The organism is Bacillus sp. URHA0034 (assembly GCF_056280405.1).
On record NZ_JBWCDK010000002.1, the window covers coordinates 2,958,857 to 2,974,640 of the forward strand.

General features: G+C 38.2%; 11 protein-coding genes and 1 pseudogene. 8 read left to right on the forward strand and 4 right to left on the reverse strand.

Going from position 1 to position 15,784, the window contains the following annotated elements; all coding sequences use genetic code 11:
- The first annotated feature begins 277 nt into the window (after positions 1-277).
- From uxaC to ACZ9EE_RS16365, 7 genes are all read left to right on the forward strand, one after another.
- Positions 278-1,684, forward strand: coding sequence for a glucuronate isomerase (gene uxaC, locus ACZ9EE_RS16335; RefSeq protein ID WP_476028599.1), 1,407 nt, complete (start codon positions 278-280; stop codon positions 1,682-1,684).
- A 246-nt stretch (positions 1,685-1,930) separates the two neighbouring features.
- Positions 1,931-3,331, forward strand: coding sequence for a glycoside-pentoside-hexuronide (GPH):cation symporter (locus ACZ9EE_RS16340; protein WP_476032982.1), 1,401 nt, complete (start codon positions 1,931-1,933; stop codon positions 3,329-3,331).
- A 127-nt stretch (positions 3,332-3,458) separates the two neighbouring features.
- Positions 3,459-4,457 (forward strand): LacI family DNA-binding transcriptional regulator, encoded by a 999-nt coding sequence (locus ACZ9EE_RS16345; protein WP_476028601.1) that lies wholly within the window; start codon positions 3,459-3,461, stop codon positions 4,455-4,457.
- An 85-nt stretch (positions 4,458-4,542) separates the two neighbouring features.
- Positions 4,543-6,012, forward strand: a complete 1,470-nt coding sequence (locus ACZ9EE_RS16350; RefSeq protein ID WP_476028603.1) for a tagaturonate reductase — start codon at positions 4,543-4,545, stop codon at positions 6,010-6,012.
- 14 nt (positions 6,013-6,026) lie between these two features.
- Positions 6,027-7,514 (forward strand): UxaA family hydrolase, encoded by a 1,488-nt coding sequence (locus ACZ9EE_RS16355; RefSeq protein ID WP_476028605.1) that lies wholly within the window; start codon positions 6,027-6,029, stop codon positions 7,512-7,514.
- Between the two features lie 58 nt (positions 7,515-7,572).
- On the forward strand, positions 7,573-8,226 hold the full coding sequence (locus ACZ9EE_RS16360; RefSeq protein ID WP_476028607.1) for a bifunctional 4-hydroxy-2-oxoglutarate aldolase/2-dehydro-3-deoxy-phosphogluconate aldolase: 654 nt from the start codon (positions 7,573-7,575) through the stop codon (positions 8,224-8,226).
- Positions 8,213-9,196 carry a sugar kinase gene (locus tag ACZ9EE_RS16365; RefSeq protein WP_476028609.1) on the forward strand — a complete coding sequence of 328 codons (984 nt, stop codon included), beginning with the start codon at positions 8,213-8,215 and terminating at the stop codon, positions 9,194-9,196. Before ACZ9EE_RS16360 ends, ACZ9EE_RS16365 begins: the two co-directional genes overlap by 14 nt.
- A gap of 128 nt (positions 9,197-9,324) precedes the next feature.
- On the opposite strand, the pseudogene ACZ9EE_RS16370 reads toward ACZ9EE_RS16365, so the two are convergent.
- The 4 genes and pseudogenes from ACZ9EE_RS16370 to nagA form a co-directional block, all read right to left on the reverse strand.
- Positions 9,325-10,661, reverse strand: a pseudogene (locus ACZ9EE_RS16370) (IS3 family transposase).
- 173 nt (positions 10,662-10,834) lie between these two features.
- The gene (locus ACZ9EE_RS16375) at positions 10,835-11,557 is read right to left on the reverse strand and encodes a GntR family transcriptional regulator (RefSeq protein ID WP_476028611.1); all 723 of its coding nucleotides are present in this window, start codon (positions 11,555-11,557) and stop codon (positions 10,835-10,837) included.
- 79 nt (positions 11,558-11,636) lie between these two features.
- On the reverse strand, positions 11,637-12,377 hold the full coding sequence (nagB, locus tag ACZ9EE_RS16380; protein WP_476028613.1) for a glucosamine-6-phosphate deaminase: 741 nt from the start codon (positions 12,375-12,377) through the stop codon (positions 11,637-11,639).
- Positions 12,374-13,573 carry an N-acetylglucosamine-6-phosphate deacetylase gene (nagA, locus tag ACZ9EE_RS16385; protein WP_476028615.1) on the reverse strand — a complete coding sequence of 400 codons (1,200 nt, stop codon included), beginning with the start codon at positions 13,571-13,573 and terminating at the stop codon, positions 12,374-12,376. The genes nagB and nagA overlap by 4 nt, the downstream gene beginning before the upstream one ends.
- A 225-nt stretch (positions 13,574-13,798) precedes the next feature.
- Here nagA and nagE point away from each other — a divergent pair, with 225 nt between their 5' ends.
- A complete protein-coding gene (gene nagE, locus ACZ9EE_RS16390) occupies positions 13,799-15,685 on the forward strand; it encodes an N-acetylglucosamine-specific PTS transporter subunit IIBC (RefSeq protein ID WP_476028617.1) in 1,887 nt (628 codons plus the stop codon).
- Positions 15,686-15,784: the final 99 nt, after the last annotated feature.

The following is a 15,784-nucleotide window of genomic DNA, read 5'->3' on the forward strand; positions in this document are numbered from 1 at the left end:
TGACAACCTTCTAATAGAATTTTGAACATTTATTGAAAACGCTTAAAAATTTTTTATAAAAACGATTGAATGATGACTTTATCCGAGGTATTATAGAAACAGATAAAATGTTCACGTTAACATACTGAATGAACAAACCAAAGAATACAATCATTAAAATGGAATGAATCCAAATTTTTTCCAGTAAATATGTTAACGTTAACAAAGCATTTTGCGGTCAACTTAAACTTTCTTTCAAATGGCCAAAATATAAATTTACAGGAAGATGGTGAAGAATATGCAAAAATTCATGGATGATAATTTTCTTTTAAAAAATGAAACAGCCGTCCGCTTATATCATGATTATGCAAAACAAATGCCAATCATCGATTACCATTGCCACTTAAGCCCAAAGGAAATCTATGAAAATAAAACCTTTAAAAATATTACGGAAATCTGGCTTTATGGAGATCATTACAAATGGCGTTTAATGAGAAGTAATGGTATAGAGGAAGAGTTAATCACTGGAAGTGCAAGTGACTATGAAAAATTCATGGCTTGGGCAAGAACAGTCCCAATGACAATTGGTAATCCATTATATAACTGGACACATCTAGAATTACAAAGGTTTTTTGGGATTTATGATTTACTCGATGAAGAAAGTGCACCACATATTTGGGATAAGGTTAATACCTTATTAAATAGTGAGGGCTTTGGAGCAAGAGATTTTATTAAAAAATCAAATGTAAAAGTCGTTTGTACAACCGATGACCCAACAGACAGTCTTGAGTATCATCTTAAATTGAAAGAAGAAACTAATTTTGATGTCAAGGTGCTGCCAAGCTTTAGACCTGACAAGGCTTTAGAGATTAATAGAGACACCTTTCAGCAATGGGTTGCAACGCTTCAAGCTGTATCAGGTGTTTCAATCGAATCCTATGAAAATTTTCTAGAGGCACTTGAATCAAGAGTTAGATTTTTTGATTCCGTTGGCTGCAAAGTCTCGGACCATGCTATTGATCAAATGATGTACGCTGATACGACAAAAGAAGAAGCAGCTGTCATTTTTAATCAAGCATTACAAGGAAATAAGGTTTCCATTGAAGATGAAAAGAAATTCAAAACATTCACCTTTAAATTTTTAGGCAAACTTTATAGCGAGCTGGACTGGGCTATGCAATTCCACATTAATGCATTAAGAAATAATAATAGTAGAATGTTTGAAGCAATGGGTCCTGACACTGGCTGGGATTCGATTAACGATGAATCGATTGCGAAGCCATTATCAAAATTATTGAACTTGATTGAACAAGAAAGCGGACTTCCAAAGACCATCATCTACTCATTAAATCCTAACGACAACAATATCATTGCCTCTATGATTGGTAATTTTCAAGGCGGCGGAATCCCAGGGAAAATTCAATTCGGTACAGCCTGGTGGTTTAATGATACGAAGGATGGAATGATTGAACAAATGAAGTCATTATCCAATATGGGGCTTTTCAGCCGATTCATTGGAATGCTGACTGATTCCAGAAGTTTTCTATCTTACACAAGGCATGAATATTTTAGAAGAATCGTATGTTCCCAGATTGCCGAATGGGTTGAAAACGGGGAAGTTCCGAATAACATTGAGTTTTTAGGGAGTATTGTCCAAGGTATTTGTTATCAAAATGCTAAAGAATACTTTGGGTTTGAGCTATAAAAAAAGTCCCACCCTTTACTAGTATTATTGCAGTAATACTAGTAAGGTGGAACACCAAGAAAAATTAATCAATAAATTATATCAAAAATTCACTCCTTGTTTCAAGTAGACACATCGTTTAAAAGGTAAAATACCAAAGTTTTTAAGGTTTTATGGAAACGGATTCAGTAGACTGGTTGAATTAACTAATTATGTATAAACTGCAGGTCCTTATTATATAAAGGTGGTGTATTTATGGCAGACAATATGGCAAGAACATTAAATAAAGATAATAGTACTTCAGATCAAGGCTCAGGGAAAATTACCACAAAAGAGAAAGTTAGTTATGGATTTGGTGACTTTGGAAACGGCTTCATGTTTGACTTAGGTCAGTCCTATTTAATGCATTTCTATACAGACATTGCGGGCATTAGTGCAGCAGCCGCAGCAGGTGTTTTTTCAATAACAAAAATCTTTGATGCTTTTATGGATCCGTTGGCAGGTTCATATATCGATTCAAGGACACCTGGTAAACGAGGTAAATTCCGCCCTGTTATGATGCTAGCTTCCATTTTGCTCGCAGTTATGACGGTCGTTACATTTACAATGCCTGACCTTTCAATGGGTGGAAAAATTGCTTGGGCTTATGGTACCTATATGGCATGGGGTCTAATCTATTCCTTTACAAATGTTCCTTATGGTTCCTTGGCTTCCGTTATGACGAGGAATGTTGGCGAGCGTTCGATTATGGCATCAACACGACAAGCGGGATCAATCGGTGCCCAATTAGTTACGGGCGTTGCCTTTGTTCCAATCTTGATGCTATTCCCAAGTCAAAAAATAGGTTATCCAATAACGGCTGCCATTATGGCATTAATAGGTGTTATTGGTTTTTGGATTTGCTATAAAAATACTAAAGAACATATTAAAGTTGAAAACTCTAAAGGAAAAGAAAAGCAGTCAGCGAAAGATTATTTCCGAGTTGTCTTCACAAACCGTCCATTATGGTGCTTAATTTTAATGACCTTGTTTACGATTTCAGCCATGAATACAAATAACGCAATGATGATTTATTTTTGCCAATATAACCTTGGCCACGTTGGGTTGCAGCCAATTATTAACTTCATCCAAATGGGTAGTTCAGTTGCAGGTATTGCGTTAATTCCTATGCTAGTACGCCGCTTTGGCAAAAAGAAAACAGCGATGGCGGGTCTCTTAATTGGTGTCCTTGCCGATGGTTTAAACTTTATTATCCCAACAAATATTTATAGTTTTATCGTCTTAGTTTCAATCGGTTATGCGGCATTAGCGATTTCAAACGGTGTAACATGGGCATTTGTTTCAGATACGATTGATTATGGACATTGGCACACTGGTGTTCGTAAAGAGGGTGTTACGTATGCAGCATTTAACTTCTCTCGTAAGATTGCACAGTCGCTTGCTGCTCTAGTTTCCGCTGGTGTTCTTGCTGCCACTGGATATATTGCGAATGCTCACCAAACTGCTGGAACACTCCTGGGGATTAAGGGGACAATGACTCTTTATCCAGCGGTTGCCTTACTGCTTGCTGCGGTCATTCTTGGCTTGCTATACAATTTGTCTGATGATAAATTCAAAAGCATTGCCCACGATTTAAATAATGGACGTTGGGAAAAAGGGCGTTTCTAAGTATAAAATAATATAGACATGGGGATCTCCACTCCCCCCTCTTTTACAGCTAAGGCTATAATAGTATTCAAAAATTGGCGCTACTGGTAAAATTAGAAGCGGAAGGTTAGAAAAAGGGTGAACAAACATGGTTACAATTAAAGATATTGCAAAACTGGCAAATGTATCCCATACGACTGTGTCCCGTGCGTTAAATGACAGTCCGCTTATCAAGCCAGGAACCAAAAAAAAGATACAAGAATTAGCTGCGCAGTTGAATTATATACCTAACTTTAATGCCAAAAGCCTTGTCATGCAAAAATCCTATACGATAGGTCTTTTCTTTACAAGTATATCAAATGGTACATCACCTAGTTTCTTTGTAGACACAGTAAACGGTGTTAATAATGTCATCAATGAGAATTACAATTTATTTATAAGAGGCATAGATGATTATCATGACTTTTCATCGATTCATCAGAGACGATTCGATGGGATTATTTTAATGAGCCAAAGTGAAGTGGATAATGCCTTTATCTATCATGTCCTTCATCAAAAAATTCCGCTTGTTGTGATTAATAGAGAGGTTAGCGATCAGTCTATTATTAATATTTTATCGAACGACCGAGAAGGTTCTTGTCAGGCTGTAAAGTATCTTATCCAAAAGGGTCACAAGGATATTGCGATTATTGAAGGGATTAAAGGGTTTAAATCTTCATTGGAGCGGAGAGAAGGATATTTAAAGGCATTGATTGATGAGCAGATTCCCATTCAGAGCGAATATATTGTTAACGGAAATTATGATATGGAAAGCGGATATAAGGCAATGGAAAAATTGTTGTCTTTAAAAAACCCGCCAACAGCCGTCTTTAGTTCCAATGATGATATGGCGGTAGGCGCTCTCAATGCTGTATTTGCAAAGGGACTAACCGTACCTGGGGACATTTCTGTCATAGGTTTTGATGATATTCAAATTGCACGATATACCAACCCTTCATTAACAACCGTCAAGAAACCAATTGAGAAAATTAGCAGGCTCGGTGCAGAAAAGGTTTTGAAAGCTGTCGAAAGTCAAGAGATTAAGGGCGAAAAGATATTTGTTGAAACAGAGTTAATGATAAGAAAGTCCGTTTCAACTTGGAATTAATTATTTTCCCGTTTGTAAGTAAATACTTATAAACGGGTTTTAAGTATGATAATATGTTCACGTGTGCATAAAAGGAGGAACCATTATGCAAAAACTAAACAAAAAAACAATCGAAGGTTATAAAAACTATCCTGAAAAGGTGTTGCAATTTGGAGAAGGAAATTTTTTAAGGGCGTTTGTTGATTGGCAAATTGATGTTCTGAACAAGAATACGGATTTTAATGGCAGTGTGGTGGTCGTCCAGCCGCGAGGAAGTAAAATGGTAGAAAAAATCAATCAACAAGATGGCTTGTATACCCTTTATTTGCAAGGCATGAAAGATGGAAAGCCGGTGAAAGAGCATACCTTAATTGATGCTATCAGCAGGGGCATAGATTTATTCACTCAATACGATCAATTTGTAGAGTTAGCAAAAAATCCTGACCTTCGGTTTATTTTTTCTAATACAACAGAAGCTGGAATTGCCTATGATGAAACAGATCGCTTAGAAGATCAGCCGCAAAAAAGCTACCCAGGAAAACTTACAGCCTTCCTATATCACCGCTTCCAAGCTTTTAATGGGGATATAAATAAAGGATTCATCGTTATTCCTTGTGAATTAATTGAGTGTAACGGTGAAAAATTGAAAAAAATTGTTCTCCAATATGCGATCCAATGGAACCTTGGTGAGGAATTTATTCAGTGGCTAAGCGAAGCAAATACCTTCTGTTGCAGCCTTGTGGACCGAATTGTCCCAGGTTTTCCAAGAGATACAATTGATGAAATGACAGAAGAGCTTGGTTACAAAGATGATTTAGTTGTAGTCGGCGAACAATTTTATTTATGGGTGATTGAAGCCCCGCAATGGATTAAGGATGAGTTTCCAACACATTTGGCGGGTCTAAATACATTATTCGTGGATGACTTAACCCCATACCGGACAAGAAAAGTACGAATTTTAAACGGTGCTCATACAGCCATGACTCCAGTCGCTTATTTATATGGCTTAAATACTGTCGCCGAAGCAGTTGATCACCCAGTAGTGGGGTCCTATATTAAGGAACTAATTTTTGATGAAATTATTCCAACCTTAGATCTTCCAGTTGAAGAATTAACCCATTTTGCTGATGCAATACTCGAAAGATTTATGAACCCATTTATCAAACATTTTCTTATGAGTATTTCGCTCAATTCAATGTCTAAATATAAAACGAGAGATCTGCCATCGTTATTGGAATTTATTGACCGAAAGAAAGAATTGCCAGCCAAGCTTGTATTTTCCCTTGCAGCGCTTATTTCTTTCTATAAAGGAAAAAGAGGAACAGAAGATATTCAATTGTCAGATGATCAGGATATTCTTAATTTGTTTCATCAGCAATGGGGAACATTTGCTGGAACAGTTGAAAGTTTAAGAGCCATTGTCAAAACAGTCTTAGGATATGAGAAGATTTGGGAATTGGACTTAAATGCAGTTCCAGGATTAACGGATATGGTGACAAATTATCTTTATGAAATTGAAACAAAGGGAATGAAAAGCGCGATTGAAGCTGTCTTAGAAGTAAAAGTTGAACAATAGGGGGAGAAACAATTATGTTAGAAATTATTCAAATCAATGAGAATGATAATGTAGTAGTTGCCTTAAAGGACCTGGTAATGGGTCAATCTATTGAAGTAAATGGAAATGAAGTTGTCTTAAAAGAAGATATTAAAAGAGGCCATAAGGTTGCTATAAAGGACATTCAGGAAAATAAAAATGTGGTCAAATACGGTTATGCAATCGGGCATGCAAAAGAGGTTATTCATGCTGGGGAACATGTCCATACTCACAATACAAAAACAAATCTTGATGGTATTCAAGACTACCAATTTAACCAAAAGCTGACGGAAAATCCATATAAACAAGAATCGTTAAATTTTAAAGGCTTCAAACGTCAAAACGGTCTTGTTGGTATCCGTAACGAACTCTGGATTGTCCCAACAGTTGGCTGCGTTAATGGTGTAGCAGAAACGATCATTAAGCGGTTTGTAAAAGAAGTTGGAGATATCAGCCCATTCGAGGATATTCTTGTCCTAAGACATAACTACGGATGCTCCCAGCTTGGGGATGACCATACTAATACAAGGGACATATTGCGTGATGCGGTCCTTCATCCAAATGCGGGTGGTGTACTTGTGTTGGGTCTTGGATGTGAGAATAATAATTTATATGAATTTAAAGAGAGTCTTGGCGGATATGATGAGGATAGAGTAAAGTTTCTTGTTTCTCAAGAGGTTTCAAATGAAATAGAGGCAGGAGTAAAGTTATTAAAGGAAATCTATGAGAATGCTAAAAATGATCAGCGTGAAAGTGTACCATTGTCTGAATTGAAAATTGGTCTAAAATGCGGCGGTTCAGATGGACTGTCTGGTATTACCGCCAATCCATTGCTTGGCAGACTGTCAGACTTCCTTGTAGCTCAAGGTGGAACTACAGTTTTAACTGAAGTTCCTGAAATGTTTGGTGCTGAGACGATTCTCATGGAACGGGCAGCAAATGAAGAAGTATTTTCTAAAACAGTTGAACTAATCAATGACTTTAAACAATATTTTATGGCCAATAACCAGCCTGTCTATGAAAATCCATCACCAGGGAACAAGGAGGGCGGCATCACAACACTAGAAGATAAATCACTTGGCTGTACCCAAAAAGCAGGAACATCGGTGGTGGTGGACGTACTTAAATATGGAGAGAGAATTAAGAAAAAGGGTTTAAATCTTTTAAGCGCCCCAGGAAATGACCTTGTTGCTGCTTCAGCATTAGCATCGGCTGGCTGTCAATTAGTTCTCTTCACCACTGGCAGGGGTACACCATTTGGCACATATGTCCCTACGATGAAGGTATCAACGAATACACCGCTTTATGAAGCAAAGCCTCATTGGATTGACTATAATGCTGGCGTATTGCTTGAGCAGTCAGGCGATGTCGTTTTGCGTGATTTTATTGACTATATTATTAAAGTAGCGAGCGGAGAACTCGTAAACAATGAAAAAAATGAATTTAAAGAGATTGCTATTTTTAAGACAGGCGTTACTTTATAAGCCTTTTACTATAACGAAGCCGTGGGAACGATCAATTCTACTTTAGGAGGACAAAACATTGGCAAAAGATTTACTGTCATTACTTACAAAGGAAAAAATAATCGCAATTGTCCGGGGAATTCCAATGGGCAGCGGGGAGCAAACAGCCAAAGCTCTAGCCGAAGGAGGAATTTCATTTTTAGAGATTACTTTAAATACGGATGGCGCCTTAAATATGATTGACGAAATCAAGGGGAAATTTGGAGAAGGAATAAGAGTAGGTGCTGGGACTGTTTTAAATCTTAAAATGGCAAAGGAAGCGATACAAGCCGGTGCTGAATACATCATCTCTCCTAACCTTGATGAAGAGGTATTAACATATGGGCTTGAACAAGGTGTGGAGGTCTGGCCAGGAACCATGACTCCTTCCGAGATTGTCCGGGCTTATAATCTCGGGGCAAAGGCGGTCAAAGTATTTCCAATCGGTTCCCTAGGAGTGAAGTATATTAAGGATTTACGGGCGCCTCTTAATCATATTCCGATGGTTGCCACGGGTGGAGTTAATTTAGATAATATCAAGGAAGTTCTGAGTTATGGTGCAGTTGCTGTAGGTCTCGGGGGAAATCTCGTAAATAATAGCTTGATTGAAAAAGGAGATTTTGAGAAAATTACTCAGATGGCAGCATCGTATACCAAACTAGCCAAAGAGGTGGAGGAGAATGCAGCAAAATAATCGAGCCGATGTGGTGACAATCGGTGAAAGTATGGTTCTATTTCAGCCGATGGGTGAAAAGGGAATTAAGTATGAATCCCTTTTTACAAAGTCATTGGCTGGAGCAGAATCAAATGTTGCGATTGGACTAACTCGTTTAGGGAAAAAGGTTAGATGGATTAGTAAGGTAGGCAACGATCCTTTTGGTGATTTTATCTTGTCAACGCTTGCGGGAGAAGGAGTGGATGTATCCAATACCCTGCGTGATGAATCATCCCCTACAGCTGTTTACTTTAAAGAAACAAAAGCTTTTGGAGATCCAACTGTGTACTATTATCGGAAAAACTCCGCAGCCAGCAAGATGGAACCGCTTGATGTTCGTCCAGAGTGGCTAGAAGGCGCAAGACACTTACATGTTACAGGAATAACACCTGCATTAAGTGATAGTGCTGCTGATGCTATTCAAAAAACAATGGAACTTTCCAGAGAAATGGGGCTAACGATTTCTTTGGATCCTAATCTAAGGAGAAAGCTTTGGAGTGAGGAGCAGGCAAGAAAGGTACTGCTTTCTCTTATCCCATTATGCGATGTGTTCCTTCCAGGTGTAGAAGAAGCAGAATTTCTCATCGGGAAACAATCAGTTGAAGAATACGGCAGGCAATTCCTTGAAATGGGGCCAAAAGTAGTTGCATTAAAGCTTGGTGAAGAGGGCTCGATTGGTTTTATGGAGGGGACTTCAATCAAAGCAGCTCCTCATGTGATTCAACAGGTAATCGATACAGTTGGTGCTGGGGATGCATTTGCGGCTGGCTTTGTGTCTGTCTTTTTAGACAATCAAACTGACATGACACCAGCTTCTCTGGAAAAAGCCTTAACTCGAGCAAATATTATGGGTGCATTGGCCACCCAATTTAAAGGTGACTGGGAAGGTATACCTGCGTTAGATGAGCTGGAGGCAATTGCGTCAGGGAAAATGGAAGTAAAGAGATAATTTTGTTTCTTTTTCTATGAAGGATCGATATTTGATCTAATCCCAATGCATTAAATGAAAATTTACGATAAAAAAGCCAAGACTAGAATGTAATGTGTACCCGTTGTAAAGGACATTTTAAAAAAAGCCTAGGCAGATTTAAGAAGATGATCTCTGTATTGAACAGGGGTCATCTTTTTTAAATTCCATTGGAATCTATAGTGATTGTATTACATCATATATTGCTTAATTTCTCTTTTTAGCTCCTCTAGGGTTGTACATTCTTTTATAGAAGCTTCATCTTTTAAATGGCCAAAGAAAGATTCCATAGGTGCGTTATCCCAACAGTTGCCTCTCCTTGACATAGATTGGCGTAGTCTAAGTTTTTTTACAGCTTTTTGAAAATCCGGATGTGTATAATGTACTCCCTGGTCTGAATGGATCAATGCATCTTTCACTTTTTTAAAGTGTTTATTCTTCTTTAGTTTTTTTAGGGTATCTGTGGCTAAATCAATGGTCATTCGTTCTGAAATATTATAGGCTAATAGTTCACCTGTGGAACCGTCTTTTATAGCTGATAAATAAGCTTTCCGACCTTCACCGTAAAATAAGTAAGTGATATCTGTTAGAAGAACTTTATAAGGGATTTCCTGCTTAAATTCCCGATTTAAAAGGTTAGGTACGACTCTATGTTCTTGCGTGGCTTTCATCATCCGTCGATAAGGATTTGCCTTTCTAATAGGGCAAATAATTCCGTATTTCTTCATAATTCTTCTAATCCGTTTTAAATTGTATTTAACATTAAATTGACCCGCCAAAGTCATTTTAATTTGACGTGCCCCTTTCTTACGTCGTTTAAAATGAAAGGCTTTTAGGATGATCTCCTTCACTTTCTCATCTCTCGCTTCTTTTTCTTCTCTTACTTTTTGTGACCTTTCAGAGAAATAATTATAATAACCAGACCGGGAAACACCAGCAACGTCACATAAATAGCTCACCATATTCTTTAACTTATACTTCTGTATAACTGAACGGATAAGGATAAACTTTTGATCAGTGGGTAAGGTTATAGGTTCCTTTTCAGCCCCCTTTCTGCAAATCGTATCTTTTTTAATAGTTCATTTTCTGCCTTTAATAAATTGTTTTGAGCTTCTAATCTCGCAAATTTCTCTTCTAGTGTTAGCTCCCTTTCACAAGATCTCCCTGAATTTTCACTTCTGGTATCACGTAGACCGGCTACTCCATTTTCTCTATAGGTTGCCCGCCATCTCTTACCAGCAGCTTTAACACGCTCCATTCCTAAAACACCAATATCGAATCCACATTGTTCAAAGATCTCTCTAGGTAGCTTTCCACCTGTATTTTCTTCAATGAAAAGATGTTTAAATTCATCTGTATAGGTAATTCCCTTTGAACTAACTGATTTAACATAAGGGTTTTTAGAAAGATTCTTAACCTCTTTCTCTGTAAATAATTTCTTACTCATCTTGGTTTCCCCAATTCCGTTTTTCTTAAGTATACAAAAAAGTACCCGATAGAGGACTTTTTTTAAGTGTCTACTCTATCGGGTACATTTTAAATGTAGTCTTGGTTTTTTTTAAATAGGCTGTGTTAATCTTGTATATTGATTTCCGCTCCAGGCGCCTCCGCTTTGAAACGTTACCGTTTCATTTGAATCATAAATTTGTACCGGTCGGCACGATAAGATGATCGTACATATTCAATTGGAGTTCCATCCTTTAAAAAGGTTTGTTGTTGAATAAGCATAATCGGAGCACCTTTTTTTATTTTTAAGAATTTAGCCTCCACTTGATTCGCAATTGACGATTCAATTACTTGTGAAGCGTGGTCTATTTGAAAATTTGATTGTTCTTCAATGTAGGCATAAACAGACTTTTTCACAATCTGTTCTGTCAGGCCTTTAACAAGATTTGCAGAGATATAATTTGATTCTAAAGCCATTGGAACATCATCAGCCAGCCGAATACGTTTAATCTCATACACGGGGCCATGCTCTTGGATCCCGAGCTGGCTGGCAATTTGGCTGGGTGCAGGAATAATTTCAAAGGATATTAATTGGCTCCCTGGTTTTAACCCTCTAGCAGCCATATCTTCAGTAAAGCTTCGTAAGCGATGAAGCGGTTGTTCAATTTTTCGCTCCGACACAAAAGTCCCTTTGCCTTGGATTCGGTGCAGATAGCCATCGTTCACAAGCTGAGTTAAGGCCTGTCTCACAGTCATCCGGCTGATTTGATATTTTTCAGCATACACTCGTTCAGGAGGAATGGAATCACCGGGTCTTAACTCACCTTTATCAATTAAATCCTTTATAAGCTCTTGAAGTTGATAATATATGGGGATGGGGGAATCCTTTTTAATCATTCTCCTCTCGTGCATCCTTTCTACTTAAACTCGGGAAACCGGTTTGCTTCTCGTTTAAAAGGACACGAGAGAGGATAACTCAACTGTGAACCTTTAAACCAGCAATTGCAGCCTTATCTGCAATAATTGTAACATATGGATGATTTTTCAGCACGGATGCTGGAAATTCTTCATCGATTGTATCTTCTGTTAAAAGTCTCTTCAGTGCATCCCTTTTTTGTTCTCCGGAAACGAGTAAAAGAATTTCTTTGCTTTTCATAATCGTGGCTATTCCCATCGTTAAGGCTTTTGTCGGAACTTCCTCTAAGCTGTTAAAATATCTTGCATTCGCTTGTCTTGTGGAGGCTGCTAATTGAACCACATGGGTTTCAGTATCAAAGGATGTTCCAGGTTCATTAAATCCAATGTGACCATTTGCTCCTATTCCAAGAATTTGTAAATCAATTCCGTTATGTTCGGCAATTAATTTCTCATAGGTCTTACATTCTTTTAGGACATCATCGGCAGTTCCACGTGGAACAAATGTGTTCTGCTTTTGAATGTTAATATGATTAAAAAGGTTATCGTTCATATAGTAACGATAGCTATTTGGGTTATCTGCAGAGAGGCCAACATATTCATCCAAATTAAAGGAAGTAACTTCTCGATACGAAGTTCCCTTTTTTTGATGATCAGCGATTAAATTCGCATAGATCCCCATAGGTGTTCCGCCTGTGGCAAGTCCAAGTTTAATGTTTGGAGATTGATTCACTTTTTGAATAATATAATCTGCAGCGATTTTACTCATATTTTGATAATCTGTGGCTTCAATCAGCTTCATTTTGTTTTTCCTCCCTTAGTGTAGGCAACCTTTCCGCGGCATATTGTCAGATAAACATCCAAGTTCTCGTCAAGGATCACAATATCCGCATCTTTTCCTTCCGAAATGCTGCCCTTCCGATCAAAAATATTCAGTTGTTTGGCTGGATTTACAGCAGCCATTTCAACCGCCTCTTCTATTTTGCATCCGGTAAAAGCTAATACATTTTTTACCCCTTGACCCAATTTTAAAATACTTCCTGCAAGAGTTCCGTCACTCAAGGTGGCTCTTCCATCCTGGACGATTACATCCTGTCCGCCTAAATCATAATGCCCATTTTTTAGACACTTTGCCCGCATAGCATCGGTAATTAGAATAATTCCCTTTTTCCCTTTTTGCTTGTAAGCGAGTTTCACCATTTCGGGATGGACATGCACACCATCTACTATTAATTCTGCCTTTAACTCTTCTTTTAAAAAAGCTGCTCCTACCACGCCAGGTTCACGGTGATGCAGTCCCCGCATTTGATTGAATAGATGGGTTACATGGTTTGCTCCAGCGTCGATGGCCTCGATTACTTCCTCAAATGTTGCGTCAGAATGGCCAATTGAAGCAATAATTCCCTTTGTTTTTAAATATCGTACCAGCTCGAGTCCGTCTGGCAGCTCAGGTGCGAGTGTGACAAGCTTAATGGTTTGATTAGCAAGGTCTTCCCATTTTTTAAACAGTTTCAGACTCGGATTAATAATATGCTGAATCGGTTGAGCGCCAGCTTTCTTTTTATTAACAAACGGACCTTCAAGATGGATACCAAGTATTTCCGCCCTGCCTGGAGATTGATCTTTTTTAATGTAGTGTCCGGCATTTATTAAGGCTTCTTCGATGTTCTTTTCTTCTTGGGTCATGGTAGTGGCTAAAAAGCTTGTGGTTCCTTCGCCCGGCAGAGCCTGGGCCATGATCTCCAAAGCTTCTTGTGTGGCGTCCATCGTATCGGCACCGTTTGCCCCGTGGATATGAACGTCGATAAAACCGGGAACGGCCTTATAGGATGAAGGAATGTCAACTGCCTCCCATTCTTCCTCGAAAGTAAGATTTTCTATTGAACCTAATTCCACGATCTTTTCATCTTTTATTTTTATATATCCATTTTCAATCCAATGATCTTCAGAATAAATTTGAATTCCCTTGAGCAAAATAGGTTTAAATTTTGTAGCCATTTTCATTACATCCTTTCTAGACACCGTAATTTTATCATTTACAAAATATAGATGTCTATACCAATTTTCGTTGGGAATTATCGGTATCCACTTATATTATATGATGATAAGCAGCTCGTTTACCAATAATTTCAACTATATTGGTATAGACAACTATAATAGTTGGATGGTATGATGGTCCCTGTGATATAAAACGCTTACACATAAAAAGAGGAGAGATGCTTCATGTTAGGATTTTTACAACGGATTGGGAAGGCGTTAATGCTTCCGATCGCCGTTTTACCAGCTGCTGGTCTGTTATTACGTTTTGGTCAGCCAGACTTGCTGAATATTCCCTTTATCGCAAATGCAGGTAATGCTGTTTTTGCAAACTTAGCTTTAATTTTTGCTATTGGTGTTGCGATGGGATTTGCAAAGGATAGTAACGGGGCTGCAGCATTATCAGGGGCGATTGGTTACTTGGTCTTAACACAAGGAACATTAGCCATTGATAAAGATATAAATATGGGTGTTCTAGGAGGAATTCTTACTGGGATTATTTCCGGACTATTATACAACCGTTTCCATGATATCAAATTACCTGAATGGTTAGGTTTCTTTAGTGGAAGAAGATTTGTACCGATTATTACTTCCGTAACAATGGTCATCATTGCTGGAATTGCTGGATTTATTTGGCCGCCGATTCAAGATGCTATTAATGGGGTCGGTAACTGGATCATTGGTTTAGGGGCACTTGGAGCAGGGATCTTTGGGATCCTAAACCGTCTGTTAATCCCGCTTGGTCTTCACCATGTTTTAAACAGTTTGTTTTGGTTTCAATTTGGGACCTTCCAGGGTAAATCAGGAGATATTGCCCGCTTCTTTGCAGGCGACCCAACGGCTGGAACCTATATGACAGGCTTCTTCCCGATCATGATGTTCGGATTACCTGGGGCAGCCCTTGCAATGATTGCAGCTGCTAAGAAAGAAAAAAGAAAAGCGATTGCTGGGATGTTTATCGGGGTAGCACTCACCTCATTCATTACAGGTATTACAGAACCAATTGAATTTTCATTTATGTTTATTGCTCCACTGCTGTATGGAATTCATGCCTTATTAACGGGCCTTTCATTTGTAATCGTAACTTTGTTAGGAATTAAGGACGGCTTTACCTTCTCAGCCGGCGCTATCGACTATATTTTAAACTATAATATTGCGCAAAAGCCGCTGCTTTTATTACTGGTTGGGATCATTTATGGAGTTGTTTACTTTGTTGTTTTTTATGGCGTAATTAAAGCGTTTAATATTAAAACGCCTGGCCGTGAAGATGAAGAAGAGGAACCGGAAGAAAAAGAAACGATTGAATCAGTTGCAGGGACAAACAAATTTGAAACGATGGCATATCATTTTATCAATGATATTGGCGGTAAGGAAAATATTACAAATATTGATAATTGTGCCACACGTCTTCGTTTAAATATTAAGGACATGGATAAAGTTAGAGATTCTGCGTTAAAATCACATGGTGCAAAGGGCGTTATGAAATTAAACAAAACAAACCTTCAAATCATTGTCGGGACAGAGGTTGAATTTGTAGCGGATGCCATGAAGAGATTGGATACAAAGTCAGTAAGTATTTCGTCTGGGCAAGATTTGACTGCTGAAGCTCAAAACTATCTGCCGTTAAGTGAACAAGATTTTGTGATGCCGATTGAAGGGGAAATAATTCCAATCACTGAAGTAGAGGATCAAGTATTTTCACAAAAAATGATGGGTGACGGCTTTGCGATTATTCCTGCCAAGGGTTCTGTAGTTTCTCCTGTTGATGGAGAAGTGATCAATGTTTTTCCAACGAAACATGCAATCGGCCTTAAATCAAAACAGGGATATGAGATTTTGATTCATATTGGTATGGATACCGTAAATTTAAAAGGGGAAGGTTTTACTGTCCTTGTTAAGGATGGGGATTCAATCTCGAAAGGCCAGGAAATGATAAAATTTGATTTAGAAAAGATTAAGCTTTCAGCAACGTCAACCGTTTCTCCTGTTGTTTTTACAAACTTAACCAGATTAAATATAAAGAAACAAGGGAAAGTTTCACAGGGCGAAAGTGGGATTATTTCGGTAGAGTAACGGACGGCAGGACGTTCGAATCATTTTTAAAATAATCTGTTTCTCCCGTTTTAAAACCTTGAGGATGGTTATAGTACAAAATACATCATTAATTAAGGA

Bases quoted from the DNA above. Each gene is read 5' to 3' on its own strand.
- uxaC (WP_476028599.1), top strand. From the start codon at position 278: ATGCAAAAATTCATGGATGATAATTTTCTTTTAAAAAATGAAACAGCC.
- ACZ9EE_RS16340 (WP_476032982.1), top strand. From the start codon at position 1,931: ATGGCAAGAACATTAAATAAAGATAATAGTACTTCAGATCAAGGCTCA.
- ACZ9EE_RS16345 (WP_476028601.1), top strand. From the start codon at position 3,459: ATGGTTACAATTAAAGATATTGCAAAACTGGCAAATGTATCCCATACG.
- ACZ9EE_RS16350 (WP_476028603.1), top strand. From the start codon at position 4,543: ATGCAAAAACTAAACAAAAAAACAATCGAAGGTTATAAAAACTATCCT.
- ACZ9EE_RS16355 (WP_476028605.1), top strand. From the start codon at position 6,027: ATGTTAGAAATTATTCAAATCAATGAGAATGATAATGTAGTAGTTGCC.
- ACZ9EE_RS16365 (WP_476028609.1), top strand. From the start codon at position 8,213: ATGCAGCAAAATAATCGAGCCGATGTGGTGACAATCGGTGAAAGTATG.
- ACZ9EE_RS16375 (WP_476028611.1), bottom strand. From the start codon at position 11,557: ATGATTAAAAAGGATTCCCCCATCCCCATATATTATCAACTTCAAGAG.
- nagB (WP_476028613.1), bottom strand. From the start codon at position 12,377: ATGAAGCTGATTGAAGCCACAGATTATCAAAATATGAGTAAAATCGCT.
- nagA (WP_476028615.1), bottom strand. From the start codon at position 13,573: ATGGCTACAAAATTTAAACCTATTTTGCTCAAGGGAATTCAAATTTAT.
- nagE (WP_476028617.1), top strand. From the start codon at position 13,799: ATGTTAGGATTTTTACAACGGATTGGGAAGGCGTTAATGCTTCCGATC.